Source organism: Emcibacter sp. (assembly GCF_048269205.1).
Taxonomy (GTDB): Bacteria; Pseudomonadota; Alphaproteobacteria; order Sphingomonadales; family Emcibacteraceae; genus Emcibacter.
The window spans coordinates 1,375,979-1,396,044 of record NZ_JBLXJC010000001.1 but is presented as its reverse complement, the minus strand read 5'-3'; the positions used below and the strand labels follow the sequence as shown (position 1 = coordinate 1,396,044).

Sequence of the window (20,066 nt, the reverse complement as noted above, 5' to 3'; positions counted from 1 at the left end):
AGGCCATGCCTCAGGACAACAGGGCCCGCGCGGCCTCCTGAGCGCTTTCCAGCACAGGCATGGAAACCTGCGGCAGGATAAAGGCCACAATCAGCACCGCAGACACAACCATAATCAACTTCATTTCCCGTGACTTCTGTGGCAGGAACTCTTCCGCCGGTTTGTCAAAATACATGACCTTGATAATCCGCAGGTAATAGAAGGCCCCGATGACACTGGCCAGCACACCGATCACCGCAAGCAGATAGAGGTCGGCCTTGATGGCGGCGGCAAAGACATAGAATTTACCGAAGAAACCGGCCAGCGGCGGAATACCGGCAAGGGAGAACATGAAAATCGCCAGAATGGCGGCCATGGCCGGACGGGTACGGGCCAGTCCGGACAGATCCACGATCTCTTCCACCATACCGTCCTTGCGACGCATGGAAAGAATAATGCCGAATGTGCCGACGTTCATCACCAGATAGATGGTCATATAGATGATCAGGCCGGTAATCCCTTCTTCAGTACCGGCCGCCAGGCCGACAAGGGCAAAACCAATATGACCGATGGAGCTGTAGGCCATCAGACGCTTGATATTTGTCTGGGCAATGGCCGCCGCAGACCCGAGAACCATGGAAGCGATGGCCATGAACACCAGGATCTGATGCCAGGCGCCGCTCATTTCCGCGAAGGGAACAAACAGGACGCGGCTCAGCAGGGCCAGGGCCGCTACCTTGGGTGCCACGGCAAAGAAAGAGGTGATCGGTGTCGGCGCGCCTTCATAAACATCCGGCGTCCACATATGAAAGGGAACGGCGGAAATTTTGAACGCCAGTCCGGACAGAACAAACACCAGACCGATAATGGCGCCGATAGAGGCTCCATGCTCGCCACTGTGAGACAGGGCCTCGGCGATAGCGGTGAAGTTGGTGCTGCCCACGAAACCATAAACCATGGAGGAACCATAGAGCAGGATGCCGGAAGACAGCGCACCGAGAACGAAATATTTCAGGCCGGATTCTGTGGCCCGTTCCGAGTCACGGCGGACGGAAGCGAGAACATAAAGGCTCAGGGACTGAAGTTCCAGCCCCATATAGAGGGAAATCAGGTCATTGGCCGAAACCATGACCATCATGCCGAGGGTCGCCAGCACCATCAATACCGGCACTTCAAACCGTTCTTCATCCAGTTCTTTGAAATACTGAAGCGACATCACCACAGCCAGGGCGGAGGCAATCAGCACCAGGGCTTTCATGAATGTGGTGAAGCCGTCGGTCACGAACATGTCAGCAAAAGCATAAACCCTGTCACCGGCCTCTCCCACCGTAACGGCAAGGGCCACAAACATCAGCAGAACAGCCAGCCAGGAGACCAGCGGTGTGGACTGGTTACCGCGAAACACGCCCAGCATCAGAAGCGCCATGGCGCCAAGAGCCAGAATGATTTCAGGCAGTGCAATTGTCAGATCAGGAAGCATTGTAGTTGTCATTTCCTTATCCCTCCCTATTGACCGTTTGCGGCGATGGTGAAGGCATTGATAGCGGCTTCATGGTTCTGGATCAGGTTATCCACGGAAGCATGGATGAAATCCAGGAATGTAATTGGATAAACACCCATCCAGATGGTGAAAATCACCAGCGGTGTGAATATCCAGATTTCCCGCTTGTTCATGTCGAGAAGAGCTTTCAGCTCCTCCTTGACCAGTTCCCCGAAAACCACCCGGCGGTAGAGCCACAGCATATAGGCGGCGCCCAGGACCAGGCCCGTAGCTGCAAAGAATGTCGCCCAGGTATTGAATTTGAACAGGCCGGCCAGGACCAGGATTTCACCGACAAAGTTTGCGGTACCCGGAAGTCCTACGGACGCCATGGTAAAGAACATGAAGACCAGAGCGTATTTGGGCATGTTGTTGGCAAGTCCGCCATAACGGGAGATCTCGCGAGTATGCATCCGGTCATAGATCACCCCGACGCACAGGAACAGGGCGCTGGAGACAAAGCCGTGCGCCAGCATCACAATAATCGCGCCTTCGATACCCTGGGTGTTAAAGGTGAAGATGCCCAGTGTCACATAGGCCATATGGGCCACAGAGGAATAGGCGATCAGCTTTTTCATATCCTCCTGCATCAGGGCCACCAGCGAGGTATAGACCACAGCCACACAGGACAGGGTCATGACCAGCCAGGCCAGCTCCTGCGAGGCGACCGGGAACATGGGCAGACTGAACCGCAAAAAGCCATAGCCACCCATCTTCAGCAGGATGCCCGCCAGGATTACCGAACCAGCCGTCGGGGCCTGTACGTGAGCATCCGGCAGCCAGGTATGAACCGGCCACATGGGAACCTTGACCGCAAAGGAGGCAAAGAACGCCAGGAACAGCCAGGTCTGTGCATTAACGGCAAAGTCATACTGCATCAATTCCGGGATACTTGTGGTGCCGGCCTGCATATACATATACAGCAGCGCCACCAGCATCAGAACGGAACCCGCCAGCGTATAGAGGAACAGCTTGTAAGCCGCATAGACCCTGTTCTGCCCGCCCCAGATACCGATAATCAGGAACATGGGGATCAGGCCGCCTTCGAAGAACAGATAGAACAGCACAATGTCGAGCGCAGAGAAAACGCCAAGCATCAGGGTTTCCAGGATCAGGAAGCAGATCATATATTCCCGCACCCGGGTCGTAATCGCCTCCCAGCTTGCCAGGATACACAGCGGCATGATGAGAGTGGTCAGCAGCACAAAGAGCACGGAAATACCATCCACACCCATGTAATAACTGATCCCGCCACCGAACCATTCGGCCTGTTCCACAAACTGGAAGCCGGCCGTTGTCTTGTCAAAGCCGAACCACAGGACCAAAGAGAAGATCAGGGTCGCAATGGTAGTCAGCAGCGCCACATAGCGTGAATTGCGGGCCACCAGTTCCTCATCCCCCCGCACCAGAAGCAGGAACAGCACACCAATCAGCGGCATGAAGGTGATAAAGGACAGGAAAGGGAAATGTTCAAAAATACTCATGACTTAGTTCCCTCCCACGATAAACCAGGTGGTGATGGCCGCCACGCCGATCAGCATGACGAAAGCATAATGATACAAATAACCGGTCTGCATTTCCCTGAATTTCCTCGCCAGTGCGGCCACGGAACCTGAAACGCCGTCCGGACCGTAACGGTCGATGGTCTGTTCGTCGCCCCGTTTCCACAGGAAAACGCCAAGGCGCTTTGCCGGACGTACGAACAGGAAATCGTAAATTTCATCCACATACCATTTGTTGAGAAACAGGTTGTAGAGGTATTTGAAGGTACGAGCCGCTGCCGCAGGTGTCTCGGGCGCATAGATATAGCTGAACCAGGCAACGGCAAAACCGGTGACCATGGCCACGAACGGTGACCAGATCACCCAGGCCGGTACATGATGAGCTTCAACCATCACATTGTCACCGAGGATCTTGAGAGCGCTGCCCCAGAACTCGTCATAATGATGGCCGATAAAGTTCCCGCTGAAGAGCATGCCGGCAAAGACGGCACCAACAGCCAGAACATACAGCGGGATCAGCATGACCTGCGGGCTTTCATGTACATGATCCTGAACCTTCTTGCTGGCCCGGCTTTCACCAAAGAAGGTCATGAAGACCAGGCGCCAGCTGTAAAAGCTCGTAAACAGGGCGGCAACTACACCCATAGCGAAGGCATACTGGCTAACCGGGCTGTGGGAAGCAAAAGCCGCCTCGATGATCATATCCTTGGAATAGTAACCGGCGAAGAAGGGGAAACCGGTCAGCGCCAGGGTGCCGATCGTCATCATCCCGAAAGTCACAGGAATTTTCTTCCACAGACCGCCCATCTTGCGCATGTCCTGCTCATCGCTCATGGCGTGGATTACAGAACCGGACCCCAGGAACAGAAGCGCCTTGAAGAAAGCGTGCGTAAAGAGATGGAAAACCGCTGCTCCGTAAGCAGAGACCCCGAGGGCAAAGAACATATATCCAAGCTGTGAACATGTGGAATAGGCAATCACCCGCTTGATGTCATTCTGGGCTACGCCAATAGTGGCGGCAAAGATAGCCGTCGACGCACCGACCACACAGACCACCATCAGGGCATCCGGGCTATATTCGAAAATCGGGGAGCAACGGGCCACCATGAACACACCTGCGGTCACCATGGTCGCGGCATGGATCAGCGCGGACACCGGGGTCGGGCCCTCCATGGCATCCGGCAGCCAGGTATGCAGGCCGAGCTGGGCGGATTTACCCATGGCGCCGATGAACAGCAGGATACAGATCGTGGTGATCAGGTCAAATTCCCAGCTGAGGAAGTGGATTGTCTGGCCGGCTGCACCCGGGACGGCGGCAAATACCGCATCGAAATCCAGAGTGCCAAAGGTCATGAAGATCGCAAAGATACCAAGTGCGAAACCGAAATCGCCTACCCGGTTGACCACAAAGGCCTTGATGGCGGCGGCACAGGCCGAAGGTTTCTTGTACCAGAAACCGATCAACAGATAGGAAGCCAGTCCCACGCCTTCCCAGCCGAAGAACATCTGCAGGAAGTTGTCGGCGGTCACCAGCATCAGCATGGCGAAGGTAAAGAGTGACAGATAGGACATGAACCGCGGAATATCCGGATCATGGCTCATGTAGCCCACGGAATAGATATGCACCAGGCAGGACACGGTGGTGACCACCACCAGCATCACAGCGGTCAGCGTATCCACCTTGAACGCCCAGCTTAAGGAAAAGTCGCCGGAGACAATCCAGGACAGGACCTCCACATAGGCCACATTATGGCCGAGGGCAATGTCGAAAAAAGCCACCCAGGACAGGATCGCGGAAATGATCAGGCCGCCACAGGTTATGATCTGGGCACCGCGGTCACCTATATTCTTGCCGAATATGCCGGCAATGAACGAGGTGATCAAAGGCAGGAAGACAATTGTCTGATACATATTCTTGTTACCCTTTCATCAGATGGATGTCTTCAACGGCAATGGAGCCGCGGTTACGGAAATAAATCACCAGAATGGCAAGACCGATGGCCGCTTCGCCAGCCGCCACAGTCAGAATGAACATGGCGAACACCTGGCCCATCATATCCCCCATATAGGAGGAAAAGGCCACCAGGTTGATATTCACCGCCAGCAGCATAAGTTCCACCGACATCAGAATGATGATTACGTTTTTCCGGTTCAGGAAAATACCGAAGATGCCGAGCGTGAAAAGTATCGCGGCAACGGTCAGGTAATGAGCTAGTCCGATTTCCATTTAATCCTCTTCCCTCTTTATGCACCCTGACCGGGTTTTACTTTGACGATTTCATAGGCATCACCGCGACGGCGGCGGACCTGGTCACCGATATTCTGTTTCTTGACACCCGGCCGCTGACGATGGGTCAGGACGATGGCGCCGATCATAGCCACAAGCAACACCATACCCGCCATCTGGAACAGGAAGGCATAGTCAGTGTAAATCAGCTGCCCCAGCGCCTGGGTATTGGTCACTTCAGTGATTTCAGGCGTCTTGGCCGCGGCAACCGTGGACATTTCACCGGTCAGATGCCAGCTGCCGGCCACCAGGGCCAGTTCCACCAGAAGAATAAGACCAATCAATGCGCCAATGGGGAAATAGGCCTGGGCTCCCTTGCGCAGTTCGACGAAATCGATATCAAGCATCATGACTACGAACAGGAACAGTACGGCGACCGCGCCCACATAGACAATCACCAGGATCATGGCCAGGAATTCAGCCCCCAGCAGCAGGAACAGGGCGGCTGAGTTGAAAAATGCCAGGATCAGGAACAGTACCGAATGCACCGGGTTACGGCTTGAGACGACCATCAGGCCGGAAATCACCGTGACCGAGGCAAAGATGTAAAAGCAGATTGTTGCGATCATGTTTTTTCCTTACCTGTAGGGGGCATCCAGCTCCAGGTTCATGGCAATTTCCCGCTCCCAGCGGTCGCCATTCTCCAGAAGCTTGTCTTTGTTGTACATCAGTTCCTCACGGGTTTCCGTGGCAAACTCGAAGTTCGGGCCCTCAACGATGGCATCCACCGGGCAGGCTTCCTGACAATAACCGCAATAAATGCATTTGGTCATGTCGATATCATAGCGGGTTGTCCTGCGGCTGCCGTCTTCCCGGGGTTCGGCCTCAATGGTGATGGCCTGGGCCGGACAGATCGCCTCGCACAGTTTACAGGCAATGCAGCGCTCTTCCCCGTTGGGATAGCGACGCAAGGCGTGCTCGCCGCGGAAGCGCGGGCTCAGCGGTCCCTTTTCGTAGGGATAGTTGATGGTCGCCTTCGGCTTGAACATATATTTCAGGGTCAGCCACATGGCCGAGACAAACTCGCTCAGCAGGAAGGTGCGTGCTGTATGATCCAGAAAAGCCATAGTTATCACCCAATCTTGTCAGTAAAGGCTATGAGCCACAGCCCGGTCAGGAACACCCATAGCAGGGACAGGGGAAGGAAAACCTTCCATCCCAGCCGCATCAGCTGGTCGTACCGGTAACGCGGTACGGTCGCCTTGACCCAGGCAAAGACGAAGAAGAAGAAACAGATCTTCGCAAACAGCCAGATGGGTCCGGGAATCCAGTACAGGGCCTCGATTTCAAACGGCGGCAGATATCCGCCAAAGAACAGAATGCTTGTCATGCAGCACATCAAAAGGATGTTTGCATATTCGCCGAGGAAGAACAGGGCAAAAGCCATGGAGGAATATTCCACCTGATAACCGGCCACAAGTTCAGCCTCTGCTTCCGGCAGATCAAACGGCGGGCGGTTGGTTTCGGCCAGTGCCGATATCAGGAAGACGACGAACATGGGGAACAGCGGTGTGAACCAGAAGCCGTTAACCCCCAGGAAAACCGCTTTCTGGGCCTCGACGATGTCAATCAGGTTCAAACTACCCACCACCATCAGCACAGTTACCAGCACAAAACCGATGGACACTTCGTAGGAAACCATCTGGGCGGCGGAACGCAGAGCCCCGAGGAACGCGTAACGGGAATTACTGGCCCAGCCTGACATCACGATGCCGTAGACCCCGAGGGAGGAAATGGCAAACAGGTACAGGATACCCACATTAATATCCGCCAGAACCAGTTCCGGGCTCCAGGGAATAACGGCCCAGCCGACCAGCGCCAGAATGAAGGTCAGACATGGTGCGAGAAGGAAGATTCCCTTGTTGGCACCGGCCGGTACAATGGTTTCTTTAAGGAATAGTTTAAGTCCGTCAGCAAAGGACTGCAGCAATCCCCAGGGGCCCACAACGTTGGGTCCACGGCGCAGCTGCATGGCTGCCCAGACCTTGCGGTCCACATAAACGCTCATGGCCACGGTAATCAGCAGCGGCAGGACAATAATCAGGATCCAGCCGATGGTATTCAGGGAATAAGTCAGCCAGGGGTGCATAACACCCGCATCCATGGAGGAAAGAAGATAGTTGATTAAATCACCCATTGGTTCCTGTTGCCTCCTCGCTTGCACCAGTTCCATTGAAAACGGCTGAACATTCCGCCATGATCGCGGAAGCCCGGGCAATGGGGTTGGTCAGATAGAAATCCCCGACAACACTCTTCACCGGCTCGGCAGAAAGATCGCCAGCCGCACCGAAGTCGGCCCACTTGGCGGTCGGTTTCACATCGATCTCCGCAAACTGCGGATGGTCGGCCACAAGTTTGCTGCGCAATTCGTTGATGTTATTGAATGGCAGGGTCTTGCCCAGCACTTCGGACAGGGCCCGAAGGATCGTCCAGTCCTCGCGGGCATCGCCCGGACCAAAGATCGCCCGTTGAGCCATCTGCACCCGGCCTTCCGTATTCACGTAAAGCCCCGGTTTTTCCGTATAGGCCACCCCCGGCAGAATCACGTCAGCGCTTCTCACGCCGTTGTCACCATGGCTGCCCTGGTAAATCACAAACGCTTTGTCCAGCCGGCTCGTATCAATTTCGTCGGCCCCAAGGTTAAACACAACCTCGATGTCGCCCTTCTCGGCGCCGGAAAGAATGCCTTCCACACCATCGTCGGTCACCAGTCCCAGATCAAGGGCACCAACACGGGCGGCTGCGCCGTGCAGCACGTTGAAACCGTTCCAGTCCCCTTTCACCAGGCCGAATTTGTCGGCAATGTCACGGGCCAGTTTCAGGATGGCAGCACCGTCTTCGCGGCCCAGCGCCCCTGCCCCGATGATCAGCATCGGCTTTTCGGCGGCTTCAAGGATCTTGGCGAAATCATTCTTGCCATCAAGGATATCCTTCAGGACAGAAGCTTCTGTTCCCAGGCTTTCCACCTTGTAGGTAAGATCGTCATGCTCGCCAACAGACGCGATGTGATAACCACGTTCGAGGCTTTTGCGACGCAGGCGGCTGTTGAGAACCGCTGATTCCCGACGCGGGTCGGTACCGATCAGCAGACAGGCGTCACTTTCATCAATACCGGCGATGCCGGAATTGAAGAGATACCCCGCCCGCTGGCCAGCCGACAGCTTTTCGCCGGCCTGACGGCCTTCAACATTTTCAGACCCAAGTGCCTTAAGCAGCAATTTCAGCGCATACATGCTTTCCGCATCCTGCAGGTCACCTGCAAGACCGGCAATCTTCTTGCCGTTTACGCCTTTCAGCTTCGCGGCAATGGCCTCAAAGGCCTCGTTCCAGGTTGCTTCCACCATCTTGCCGCCCTTTTTCACATAGGGGCGATCAAGCCTGCCGACTTTCAGGCCGTCAAGAGCATGGCGGGTCTTGTCGGAAATCCATTCCTCATTCACCTCGTCATGCAGACGGGGCAGGACGCGCAGTACTTCTCGACCGCGAGTATCCACCCGGATATTGCTGCCGAGCGCATCATGAACATCGATGGTTTCCGTATGTTTCAGTTCCCAGGGACGGGCTGCAAACGCATAGGGCTTGCTGGTCAGCGCCCCCACCGGACAGAGATCAACCACATTGCCGGAAAGTTCGGAGGCAAAGGCGGTTTCCTGGTAGGTGGTGATTTCGGTATTTTCCCCGCGCCCAACAGCGCCGAGAGCCGGTACACCGGCAATTTCATCGGCAAAGCGCACACAGCGGGTACAGTGAATACAGCGGGTCATCACTGTCTTCACCAGCGGCCCCATGTATTTCTCTTTCACTGCACGCTTGTTCTCGTGAAAGCGGTTGTGATCCATGCCATAAGCCATGGACTGGTCCTGCAGATCGCATTCCCCGCCCTGGTCACAGATCGGACAGTCCAGCGGATGGTTGATCAGCAGAAACTCCATCACCCCTTCCCGGGCCTTTTTCACCAGCGGTGTATTGGTATGGATCACCATGCCATCGCCGGCGGGCATGGCGCAGGAGGCAACCGGTTTCGGTGCTTTCTCCATTTCCACCAGACACATACGGCAATTTCCGGCAATTGAAAGCCGTTCATGGTAGCAGAAACGAGGTATTTCCACCCCGGCCTGCTCACAAGCCTGCAGAATGGTCATTCCATTCTCGACTGTTACTTCAGTTCCATCGATCGTCAGCGTTGGCATTTTCTACTCCTACGCAGCCTGACTTTTATATTCTTCAATACGACGCTCCACCTCAGGGCGGAAATGGCGCATCAGACCCTGAATGGGCCAGGCTGCCGCATCGCCGAGAGCACAAATTGTATGGCCCTCGATCTGTTTGGTCACATCCAGCAGCATGTCAATCTCGCTCACATCCGCTTCACCGGTCACCAGGCGCTCCATGACCCGCCACATCCAGCCGGTGCCTTCGCGACAAGGCGTACACTGGCCGCAGCTTTCATGTTTGTAGAAAGCTGACAGGCGGGCGATCGCCTTGACGATGTCGGTGGATTTGTCCATCACAATCACCGCCGCCGTACCAAGGCCACTTTGCACTTCGCGCAGACTGTCGAAATCCATCAACACGTCATCACAAATGTTTTTAGGCAGAACCGGAACTGAAGATCCGCCGGGGATCACAGCCAGAAGATTATCCCAGCCGCCGCGTACGCCGCCGCAATGGCGCTCGATCAGTTCTTTGAGCGGAATGCCCATTTCCTCTTCTACGGTACAGGGGCGTTCCACATGGCCGGAGATGCAGAAAAGCTTGGTACCGGTATTGTTTTCACGGCCGAGACCGGCAAACCAGGCACCGCCGCGACGCAGGATTTCCGGCACCACAGCAATAGATTCCACATTGTTCACAGTCGTCGGGCAACCGAACACACCCACATTGGCCGGGAACGGCGGTTTCAGGCGCGGCTGGCCTTTCTTGCCTTCCAGGCTTTCGATCAGGGCAGTTTCTTCACCACAGATATAGGCGCCAGCGCCGCGATGCACATAAACATCAAAGTCGTAACCGGTGCCGCTGGCGTTCTTACCGATCAGGCCGTCGTCATAGGCTTCCTGTATGGCGGCTTCAAGCACATTGGCTTCATGCACGAATTCGCCGCGGATATAGATATAGGCGGCAATAGCGCGCATGGCGTAACCCGCGATCAGGCAGCCTTCGATCAGCTTGTGCGGATCATGGCGCATGATTTCCCGGTCTTTACAGGTGCCGGGCTCGCCCTCATCGGCGTTCACCACCAGATAGTTGGGGCGACCGTCTGATTCCTTGGGCATGAAGGACCATTTCAGACCGGTCGGGAAACCCGCCCCGCCGCGACCGCGCAGACCGGAACTTTTCATTTCCTGGATCAACCAATCATGTCCTTTGTCGATCATGGCTTTGGTTTGGTCCCAGTCACCGCGCTTCTTGGCAGCCGGCAGATTCCAGTCCTGAAAACCATAGAGGTTGGTAAAAATGCGATCTCTATCTGCTAGCATTATTTGTCCCCTCCTCCGGTCAGATTTTCGGGTGCATACTCGGTCAGGCTGGTCGGGCCGCCCATGGGACAGGCTTTGAAACGGTTGATCTGAGGCCCTGCTGCGGGGACCTTGCCGGCCTTGATACCGCGAATGAAGGCGCGGGTGCTGCTCTCATCCAGGTCTTCGTAATATTCTTCCTTATAGGCGATCACCGGGGCATTGACACAGGCCCCAGCGCATTCCACTTCAAGGAGAGTAAACTCGCCGTCCTCGGTGGTTTCGCCGAAACCAATGCCCAGCTCTTCCTTGCAGGTCCGAACTATGTCATCAGATCCGCGCAGCCAGCAGGGTGTCGTGGTGCAAACCTCGATCACATGCTTCCCTACCGGCTTCAGATTGTACATGGAATAGAAACTGGCCACCTCATGCACGCGGATATAAGGCATATCCAGCATGTCGGCGATATATTCCATAATCGGCACGGTGATCCAGCCACCATTCTGATCCTGGGCCTTGTGCAGAAGCGGCATTACGGCGCTCTGCTGGCGACCTTCCGGATATTTGGCGATCTGGCCCTTGGCCCATTCCAGGTTTTCCGGCGTAAACTCGAAGGTTTCGCTGTTCTTGACACTCACGCTCATCGGTCGATTTCTCCGAACACAATATCAAAGGACCCGATCAAGGCCGGTATATCAGCCAGCATGTGACCCTTTGCCATATAATCCATGGACTGCAGATGGGCATATCCCGGCGCCCGGATCTTGCAACGGTAAGGCATATTGGAGCCATCAGATACCAGATAGACGCCGAATTCACCCTTGGGGGCTTCGACAGCCGCATAAACCTCACCCTCGGGCACTTTGAAGCCCTCGGTATAAAGTTTGAAATGATGAATCAAAGCTTCCATGGAATTCTTCATGTCGGCGCGGCGCGGCGGCGTCACCTTGTTATTCACTGACATCACCGGACCTTCAGGCATTTTCTCGATGCACTGGCGCATGATCTTCAGGCTCTGGTGCATTTCCTCCAGACGCAGGATATAGCGGTCATAACAGTCGCTGTGCTTGCCGACCACCACATCAAAATCCAGCCTGTCATAGCAGTCATAGGGTTCCGCCTTGCGAATATCCCAGGCAATGCCGGTACCGCGCAGCATGGGACCGGTATAGCCCCAGGCCAGAGCATCTTCCTTGCTGATCACACCGATATCCACGTTGCGCTGCTTGAAAATGCGGTTTTCAACGATAAGGCCCTCGGTATCCGAGAGAACCTGAACAAAATCATCGCAGAACTGCAGAATTTTCTCTGCCATACCGGCTGGCATATCCTGATGCACCCCGCCGGGGCGGAAATAGTTGGCATGAAGACGGGCCCCGCAGACCCCTTCATAGAATTCCATCAGCTTTTCGCGTTCCTCGAACAGCCACAGAATCGGCGTCAACGCGCCTACGTCCATGGCGTGAGTGGTGACATTCAGAATGTGGTTGAGGATCCGGCCGATTTCGGAAAACAGCACCCGGATATACTGGCCGCGTTCCGGCACCTCGATATCCATCAGTTTTTCAATCGCCAGGACAAAAGCATGTTCCTGGTTCATGGGCGCCACATAGTCGAGCCGGTCAAAATAGGGAATAGCCTGCAGGTAGGTCTTGTTTTCGATCAGTTTTTCCGTTCCCCGGTGCAAAAGACCGATGTGCGGATCGCTGCGCTCTACAATTTCGCCGTCCAGCTCCAAAATCAGGCGCAGCACACCGTGTGCAGCGGGGTGCTGGGGACCGAAGTTGAGGTTGAAGTTCTTGATATCCACTTCAGACATTTATTTACCCTCCTGCCCGTTTTCGGCCTTTTCATCGCCGGGCAGAATATATTTCGCACCTTCCCAGGGGCTCATAAAATCAAATTTCCGGAATTCCTGGGTCAGCTGAACAGGTTCGTAAACCACACGTTTTTCTTCCTCGCTGTAACGCAGCTCCACATAGCCGGTCAGCGGGAAATCCTTGCGCAGGGGGAAGCCCTGAAAACCATAATCGGTAAGAAGCCGGCGCAAGTCCGGGTTACCGTCAAACATGACGCCATACATGTCCCAGGCTTCACGCTCGTACCAGCCGGCAGCCGGATATACATCAACCACGGAGGGCACTGGCGTTTCCTCGTCGGTTTCGATCTTCACGCGCAGACGTTGATTCTGGGTTATGCTGAGCAGCTGATAGACCACATCAAACCGTTTCGCGCGTTCCGGATAATCGACGCCGCACAGATCGGTAAGCTGGGTGAATTTACAGCTTGAGTCACTTTTAAGAAAAGTCAGAACCTCGACAATCCGCTCGGCACGGGCCAGAACGGTGATTTCATCAAAGGCAATGACAATGTCATTCACTTCATTGGGCAGCGCGGCAGAAATATGCTCGCGCAGGTCCTCAAGTGCTTCCTGATTGATCATCAACAGTCTCCTGCTTACCGGTCAATGGACGCCGTACGGCGAATCTTTTTCTGCAGCTGCAAAATACCATACAGCAACGCTTCCGCCGTGGGAGGACAGCCCGGCACGTAAACGTCGACCGGTACGATCCGGTCACAGCCACGCACCACAGAATAGGAATAATGGTAATAGCCGCCGCCATTGGCGCAGCTTCCCATCGAAATCACATAGCGCGGTTCGGACATCTGGTCGTAAACCTTGCGCAGGGCCGGCGCCATTTTATTGGTAAGCGTTCCGGCCACAATCATCACATCGGACTGACGCGGGGAAGCACGCGGCGCAAAACCAAATCTTTCCACGTCGTAACGGGGCATGCTTGAATGCATCATTTCCACAGCGCAGCAGGCCAGGCCAAAGGTCATCCACCATAGGGAACCGGTCCGGGCCCAGGCGATGACATCGTCCAGCTGGGTGACCACAAAGCCCTTATCGGCAAGTTCGTCAGAAATGGATTTGAAATAGGCGTCCTGCTCAAGGCCCGCCATTTCGGCTTTCATTTCAGGTGAGGTCATTTCCTGAGACATATTTACTCCCATTCCAGTGCGCCCTTTTTCCATTCATAAATAAAGCCGATGGTCAGCACACCGAGGAAAATCATCATGGATACAAATCCGAAGATTCCGATGTCGCCCAACGCCACAGCCCAGGGAAAAAGAAAAGCCACTTCCAGGTCAAAAATAATAAAGAGAATTGCCACCAGATAGAAACGCACGTCAAACTGCTTCCTGGCGTCACCGAAGGCTTCGAAGCCGCATTCGTAAGCGGAAAGTTTTTCCGCATCGGGCGCCTGCTTGGCGATCAGCATAGGCAGGGTTACAAAAACCCCGGACAAAACAATGGCAATTACAAAGAAAATCAGGATCGGAAGATATTCGAGCAGCATATCGTTCATCTATGCCCTACCCCTTCTAATAGCGGTCAACTCACAGGCAGGTTCACCCATCCGCCGAAATCACTGCCTGGAGATTCCGGCCCGTCTTGAAGTCCTATACTACATAACGCAGCCCGGCACGATTGGAAACAATTAACTGCTTTTCAGTTTGCCAAATCCCGTCCAACCGGCAACATGGAACTTCAAGAACTTCCATGGCCTGTTAATAGACCCTCATAAGGCGTGTTGCCAAGGACTTTTTTGAGAAATTCCATAGAAAATAGGTAAATGCCATCCACTTGGGGATCATTAGGTATTTGTTAATATTTTCGGAGAGAAATGGCGGGAGTGACGGGGCTCGAACCCGCGACCTCTGGCGTGACAGGCCAGCGCTCTAACCAACTGAGCTACACCCCCGCGGGTGTGGTGCGACTGATTTAGGGGATGACCCCGATCAAGTCAAGCAGCTTTTTCAAGTTTTTATCCATTTGGATCAAGACCTAAGTCACTGCTTTAATTTATAAAATGGTGGGCGATGAGAGACTCGAACTCCCGACATCTTCGGTGTAAACGAAGCGCTCTACCAACTGAGCTAATCGCCCGTTTTTGACCATCTTATTGCAACGTTTCCGTTGCGTGGGTGCATGTCTAACGTTTGTTCATGCTGTTGTAAAGAATAAAAAAGGCGGTTGGCTTTTTTTTTGCCAACCGCCTCTGAAAACAGTAAATAATTACTTGTTTACAGCATCTTTAAGGGCCTTGCCTGCCTTGAATTTAGGCTGCTTGGACGCAGGGATCTGAATCTTTTCACCTGTGCGAGGGTTGCGGCCTTCGCTGGCAGCACGGGCTGCGACGCTGAAAGTACCGAAGCCGACCAGGCGAACTTCGTCACCAGAAGAAAGCGCTGAAGTAATTGCGTTAAATACACCGTCAACAGCTTGAGCGGCGTCTGCTTTTGAGATATCAGCGGCGGTTGCGACGCTGGCGATAAGATCATTCTTATTCACTATCTTCCCCTTTGTGTAAGTCTCTACTGAAATAGTTATGAAGCCGGTGCAGTGTAGACAGCATTTAGCTTTCCGTCAAAGGTAAAACCTCACAAAACTGCCGTTTTTTACAATAAAGTTCGCTTGACATTGATTGAAAAAAACTTTTCCGGAGCAAAAAACGCCCATCCCTGAAGGATGAGCGTCTCTTGATTAAATATTTAGGTGTTTCCGGCTGAAATTCTAGTGCCTCAACTGACCCTCGAATTCAGATTCGCCGCCCCCTTCAGCCAGCGGTGTCACAGTCTCCACATCGCTGGGATCGAGAGGAATCAGGGGTGACGCGAGCGCATGCTCCAACACTTCCTGGGCGGTAGAGACCGGAACGATCTCCAGGCCTTTTTTCACATTGTCAGGAATCTCGGCCAGATCCTTTTCATTATCCACAGGGATAAGAACCTTCTTGATTCCGCTACGATGAGCCGCGAGAAGTTTCTCTTTCAGGCCGCCGATGGGAAGTACCCTGCCGCGGAGTGAGATTTCACCAGTCATGGCCACATCCCGGCGCACCGGAATTTCCGTCAGAACGGAGACAATCGACGTGATCATCCCGACACCGGCAGACGGCCCGTCCTTGGGGGTGGCCCCTTCAGGCACGTGAATATGGATATCCGTCTTGTCAAAAGCGTTGGGCTGAATGCCGAACTCCACAGCCTTGGAGCGGACAAAGCTCATGGCGGCCTTGATGGATTCCTGCATCACATCGCCCAGCTTACCGGTGATGGTGAACTTTCCCTTACCCGGAGAGGTAATGGCTTCGATAGCCAGAATTTCCCCGCCAACCTCGGTCCAGGCCAGACCGGTGGTCACGCCGATCATGTCCTTTTCCTCGAGTTCGCCGTAACGGAACTTGCGAACACCGGCATATTTCTCCAGATTCCGGCAGGTTACATGAACCGCTTTCTTCTTGCCGAGCACAATTTCCTTTGTTGCCTTACGAACCAGGTTCGCGATTTCCCGCTCCAGATTACGTACACCGGCTTCGCGGGTGTAATAGCGGATCAGGTCCCTGAGGGCGCTGTCGGAAATGGACCATTCATCTTCCTTAAGGCCATGATCTTCAACCTTTTTGCTGACCAGGTGACGTTTGGCAATTTCCACCTTTTCGTCCTCAGTATAACCGGACAGGCGGATAATCTCCATACGGTCGAGCAGCGGCTGCGGCATGTTCAGCGTATTGGCTGTGGTAATGAACATCACATTGGACAGATCATAATCCACTTCCAGATAATGGTCGTTGAACTTGTTATTCTGTTCAGGGTCAAGAACCTCGAGCAGTGCAGATGCCGGATCACCGCGGTAATCGGCCCCCATCTTGTCAATTTCGTCAAGCAGGAACAGCGGGTTGTTGCTGCCGGCCTTTTTCAGATTCTGGACGACCTTGCCCGGCATGGAGCCGATATAGGTCCGCCGGTGACCCCGAATTTCAGCTTCATCACGAACACCGCCGACAGAAAAGCGGACAAATTCGCGCCCGGTCGCCCGGGCAATTGATTTACCCAGAGAAGTCTTACCCACACCCGGCGGGCCAACAAGACACAGGATCGGGCCCTTGATTTTCTTGGTTCTCTGCTGCACGGCCAGATATTCGACGATGCGTTCCTTGACCTTGTCCAGGCCATAGTGATCCGCATCCAGAATCTCTTCCGCCTTGGACAGGTCTGATTTGACCTTGGACTTCTTGCCCCAGGGCAATGACAAAATCCAGTCAAGGTAGTTCCTGACCACGGTGGCTTCCGCAGACATTGGGCTCATGGATTTGAGTTTTTTCAACTCAGCCGAGGCTTTCTCGCGAGCTTCCTTGGAAAGCTTGGTCTTGGCTATTTTTTCCTCGATTTCGGAAAGCTCGTCACGACCTTCATCGCCTTCGCCCAGCTCTTTCTGAATGGCTTTCATCTGCTCGTTCAGATAATATTCGCGCTGGGTTTTCTCCATCTGGCTTTTCACGCGCCGGCGGATTTTCTTTTCCACCTGCATAACGCCGATTTCGCTTTCCATCACGCTGAAAACTTTTTCCAGGCGTTTTTCCACATCAGTGTTTTCCAGAAGATCCTGCTTGTCGGAAATCTTCAGGGACAGATGTGAGGCGACGACATCGGCAAGCTTTTCCACATCCTCAACCTGCTTGACGGAAGCAAGAACCTCGGGCGGAATTTTCTTGTTCAGTTTGACATATTGTTCGAACTGACCAACCACGGACCGGGCAAGCCCTTCCACTTCCGGACTGTCGGTACCGGTAGAGGCAAGAACCTCAGCCTCCGCTTCGAAAAATTCTTCATTTTCCAGATATCGTGTGACCGTTGCACGCTCACTGCCTTCCACCAGCACCTTGACGGTGCCGTCGGGAAGCTTCAGGAGCTGCAGAACAGTCGCCAGGGTACCGATCTCGTAAATGTCATCAACACCCGGATCGTCCTGGTTCGCATCTTTCTGGGAAATAAGGAGAATTTTCTTGTCATCTCCCATGACGTCCTCAAGCGCCTTTACCGACTTTTCCCGTCCCACAAACAGGGGCACAATCATGTGCGGGAATACAACGATATCGCGAAGAGGTAATACTGGATATACTGAGTTCATTGGCGTTACCAATTTTCTACCTTTGTCTAAATACTTGAGTGTTACTGTGTTACACTTCAGGTAAGAACAAAAGGGATATATTCAAGACGGGACAATAAAAATCTACCGGGCGTCGTCCGCCCGATGGGATCAGGCTCCGGCACCGCCGGCTTCTTCCTTCTTCTTGTCCGTATAAATATAAAGGGGCTGGCCCTTACCCTCGACAACCTCGGCGTTGATCACAACCTCTTCCACTCCCTCAAGTCCGGGGAGTTCGAACATGGTGTCCAGAAGAATGTCTTCCATGATAGAGCGCAGGCCGCGAGCACCGGTCTTGCGGGCGATAGCCCGGCGGGCAATGGCCAGAAGCGCATCTTCCGTGAAGGTCAGTTCGACCTCTTCCATGGCAAACAGACGCTGATACTGTTTTACCAGCGCGTTTTTCGGCTTGGAGAGAATTTCCACAAGTGCGCCCTCATCCAGATCCGTCAGTGTCGCCAGAACAGGCAGACGACCGATAAACTCGGGGATAAGGCCGAATTTCAGAAGATCTTCGGGCTCCAGATCCATCAGTAGATCACCGACACGGCGATCTTCATCGCTGGTCACATTGGCGCCAAAACCGATGGACTTGCCTTCCCGGCGATGGCCGATGATCTTGTCAAGGCCGGCAAAGGCCCCACCGCAGATGAACAGGATATTGGTAGTGTCCACCTGAAGGAATTCCTGCTGCGGATGCTTGCGGCCGCCCTGGGGCGGTACGCTGGCCACTGTGCCTTCCATGATTTTCAGCAGAGCCTGCTGAACCCCCTCGCCCGATACATCGCGGGTGATGGAGGGATTGTCGGATTTACGGCTGATCTTGTCCACCTCGTCGATATAAACGATACCGCGCTGGGCCCGTTCCACATTATAATCGGCAGACTGCAGAAGCTTGAGAATGATGTTTTCCACATCTTCACCCACATAACCGGCTTCGGTCAGGGTGGTCGCATCCGCCATGGTGAAGGGGACATCCAGAATACGGGCCAGGGTCTGGGCGAGAAGCGTTTTACCGCAACCTGTGGGCCCTACCAGCATGATGTTGGACTTGGCAAGCTCAACGTCATTGCTCTGGCCGGCGTGCTGCAGCCGCTTGTAATGGTTGTGAACAGCAACGGACAGGACTTTCTTGGCCTGGCTCTGACCGATCACATAATCATCAAGAACGGAAAGGATTTCCAAGGGTGAAGGAACACCGTCGCTGGACTTGGTCAGGGAGGTCTTGTTCTCTTCCCGGATAATGTCCATGCAAAGCTCAACGCATTCATCACAGATAAAAACTGTGGGTCCGGCTATCAGCTTTTTCACTTCATGCTGGCTCTTGCCGCAAAAAGAACAGTAGAGAGTACTTTTAGAATCGCCAGATGTTGATTTGGTCATATGTTCCTGTTCCTAGTAACTTCTCAAACATGCTACTCCGACTGGCTGCAAAATCTCAACGGATTTTTTTGCCGGAGGCCGCTTTTTTGCAGTAGCGGGAAAATTCCCCCCCATCAAAATCAGCCGTCGCATGCTTTCCTATATAGTAGTAAGGGATTTTCAGCACAATACAACGGATAATTTCAATTGATATTAGAAGAAAGTGTAAAACAATTAATTAACGGGAATGGTAAACCTGTCGTTACCATTCCCGTCTATTTTAATTACACTATTTTCAGTCGTCCTGTGAATCGCCCTGGCGTTTCTCGTAGACTTCATCGATGAGACCGAATTCCTTGGCCTGCTCCGGAGACATGAACTTGTCGCGCTCCATATTTTCCTCGATTACATCCAGAGGCTGACCAGTGTGTTTGACATACATATTGTTGAGGCGCTTGCGCAGTTCCAGGATTTCCCTGGCATGGATTTCGATATCGGTTGCCTGCCCCTGGGCGCCACCGGACGGCTGGTGAATCATGATCCGGGAATTCGGCAGAGCAAAACGCTGCCCGGGCTCACCCGCAGCAAGCAACAACGACCCCATGGAACAAGCCTGACCAATGCAGATGGTTGTTACCTTGGGACGAATATACTGCATAGTGTCATAGATGCCGAGACCGGACGTCACGACGCCACCCGGTGAATTGATATAAAAGGAAATGTCCTTCTTCGGATTTTCCGCTTCCAGGAACAGAAGCTGAGCCGTAATCAGGCTGGCGACCCCGTCATGCACCTGCCCGGTCAGGAAAATAATCCGTTCCTTGAGAAGGCGGGAATAGATGTCATATGAACGCTCACCGCGACTGGTCTGCTCCACCACCATGGGAACCAGAGTATTCATATAGGTATCGATAGGGTCGCTCATTTCAGCTTATCCTCTTCTTCA

Annotated in this window: 18 protein-coding genes and 2 tRNA genes; all 20 read right to left on the bottom strand. The window is 53.8% G+C overall.

The window, feature by feature from the left end:
* Positions 1-10 precede the first annotated feature (10 nt).
* Entirely contained in the window at positions 11-1,471 is a 1,461-nt protein-coding gene (gene nuoN / locus ACN0YD_RS06530) for an NADH-quinone oxidoreductase subunit NuoN (protein ID WP_417317993.1), read from the bottom strand.
* A 14-nt stretch (positions 1,472-1,485) separates the two neighbouring features.
* Positions 1,486-3,003, bottom strand: a complete 1,518-nt coding sequence (locus ACN0YD_RS06525) for an NADH-quinone oxidoreductase subunit M (protein ID WP_417317991.1) — start codon at positions 3,001-3,003, stop codon at positions 1,486-1,488.
* 3 nt (positions 3,004-3,006) lie between these two features.
* Complete coding sequence (nuoL, locus tag ACN0YD_RS06520) at positions 3,007-4,932, bottom strand: NADH-quinone oxidoreductase subunit L (protein ID WP_417317990.1); 1,926 nt, start codon at positions 4,930-4,932, stop codon at positions 3,007-3,009.
* A gap of 7 nt (positions 4,933-4,939) precedes the next feature.
* On the bottom strand, positions 4,940-5,248 hold the full coding sequence (gene nuoK / locus ACN0YD_RS06515) for an NADH-quinone oxidoreductase subunit NuoK (RefSeq protein WP_417317988.1): 309 nt from the start codon (positions 5,246-5,248) through the stop codon (positions 4,940-4,942).
* Positions 5,249-5,265: 17 nt separating this feature from the next.
* The gene (locus ACN0YD_RS06510; protein ID WP_417317986.1) at positions 5,266-5,877 is read right to left on the bottom strand and encodes an NADH-quinone oxidoreductase subunit J; all 612 of its coding nucleotides are present in this window, start codon (positions 5,875-5,877) and stop codon (positions 5,266-5,268) included.
* Positions 5,878-5,886: 9 nt separating this feature from the next.
* Complete coding sequence (gene nuoI / locus ACN0YD_RS06505; protein WP_417317984.1) at positions 5,887-6,375, bottom strand: NADH-quinone oxidoreductase subunit NuoI; 489 nt, start codon at positions 6,373-6,375, stop codon at positions 5,887-5,889.
* A 5-nt stretch (positions 6,376-6,380) separates the two neighbouring features.
* Complete coding sequence (gene nuoH, locus ACN0YD_RS06500; protein WP_417318863.1) at positions 6,381-7,412, bottom strand: NADH-quinone oxidoreductase subunit NuoH; 1,032 nt, start codon at positions 7,410-7,412, stop codon at positions 6,381-6,383.
* A 25-nt stretch (positions 7,413-7,437) separates the two neighbouring features.
* On the bottom strand, positions 7,438-9,498 hold the full coding sequence (nuoG, locus tag ACN0YD_RS06495) for an NADH-quinone oxidoreductase subunit NuoG (RefSeq protein ID WP_417317982.1): 2,061 nt from the start codon (positions 9,496-9,498) through the stop codon (positions 7,438-7,440).
* Positions 9,499-9,507: 9 nt separating this feature from the next.
* Positions 9,508-10,785, bottom strand: coding sequence for an NADH-quinone oxidoreductase subunit NuoF (gene nuoF / locus ACN0YD_RS06490; RefSeq protein ID WP_417317980.1), 1,278 nt, complete (start codon positions 10,783-10,785; stop codon positions 9,508-9,510).
* Positions 10,785-11,408 (bottom strand): NADH-quinone oxidoreductase subunit NuoE, encoded by a 624-nt coding sequence (nuoE, locus tag ACN0YD_RS06485; RefSeq protein WP_417317978.1) that lies wholly within the window; start codon positions 11,406-11,408, stop codon positions 10,785-10,787. Before nuoE ends, nuoF begins: the two co-directional genes overlap by 1 nt.
* Positions 11,405-12,583, bottom strand: a complete 1,179-nt coding sequence (locus ACN0YD_RS06480; RefSeq protein ID WP_417317976.1) for an NADH-quinone oxidoreductase subunit D — start codon at positions 12,581-12,583, stop codon at positions 11,405-11,407. The genes nuoE and ACN0YD_RS06480 overlap by 4 nt, the downstream gene beginning before the upstream one ends.
* Complete coding sequence (locus tag ACN0YD_RS06475; protein WP_417317974.1) at positions 12,584-13,207, bottom strand: NADH-quinone oxidoreductase subunit C; 624 nt, start codon at positions 13,205-13,207, stop codon at positions 12,584-12,586.
* Positions 13,208-13,221: 14 nt separating this feature from the next.
* Positions 13,222-13,743 carry a NuoB/complex I 20 kDa subunit family protein gene (locus tag ACN0YD_RS06470; protein ID WP_417318861.1) on the bottom strand — a complete coding sequence of 174 codons (522 nt, stop codon included), beginning with the start codon at positions 13,741-13,743 and terminating at the stop codon, positions 13,222-13,224.
* Positions 13,744-13,772: 29 nt separating this feature from the next.
* The gene (locus tag ACN0YD_RS06465; RefSeq protein WP_417317972.1) at positions 13,773-14,138 is read right to left on the bottom strand and encodes an NADH-quinone oxidoreductase subunit A; all 366 of its coding nucleotides are present in this window, start codon (positions 14,136-14,138) and stop codon (positions 13,773-13,775) included.
* A 319-nt stretch (positions 14,139-14,457) separates the two neighbouring features.
* Positions 14,458-14,534: transfer RNA gene (locus ACN0YD_RS06460), tRNA-Asp, on the bottom strand.
* Between the two features lie 109 nt (positions 14,535-14,643).
* A tRNA-Val gene (locus ACN0YD_RS06455) sits at positions 14,644-14,719 on the bottom strand.
* Positions 14,720-14,848: 129 nt separating this feature from the next.
* Positions 14,849-15,124, bottom strand: a complete 276-nt coding sequence (locus ACN0YD_RS06450; RefSeq protein ID WP_321391577.1) for an HU family DNA-binding protein — start codon at positions 15,122-15,124, stop codon at positions 14,849-14,851.
* Positions 15,125-15,346: 222 nt separating this feature from the next.
* A complete protein-coding gene (gene lon, locus ACN0YD_RS06445; RefSeq protein WP_417317969.1) occupies positions 15,347-17,740 on the bottom strand; it encodes an endopeptidase La in 2,394 nt (797 codons plus the stop codon).
* Positions 17,741-17,869: 129 nt separating this feature from the next.
* Positions 17,870-19,141 (bottom strand): ATP-dependent Clp protease ATP-binding subunit ClpX, encoded by a 1,272-nt coding sequence (gene clpX, locus ACN0YD_RS06440; protein ID WP_417317968.1) that lies wholly within the window; start codon positions 19,139-19,141, stop codon positions 17,870-17,872.
* A gap of 274 nt (positions 19,142-19,415) precedes the next feature.
* Complete coding sequence (gene clpP, locus ACN0YD_RS06435) at positions 19,416-20,045, bottom strand: ATP-dependent Clp endopeptidase proteolytic subunit ClpP (protein WP_417317966.1); 630 nt, start codon at positions 20,043-20,045, stop codon at positions 19,416-19,418.
* Positions 20,046-20,066: the final 21 nt, after the last annotated feature.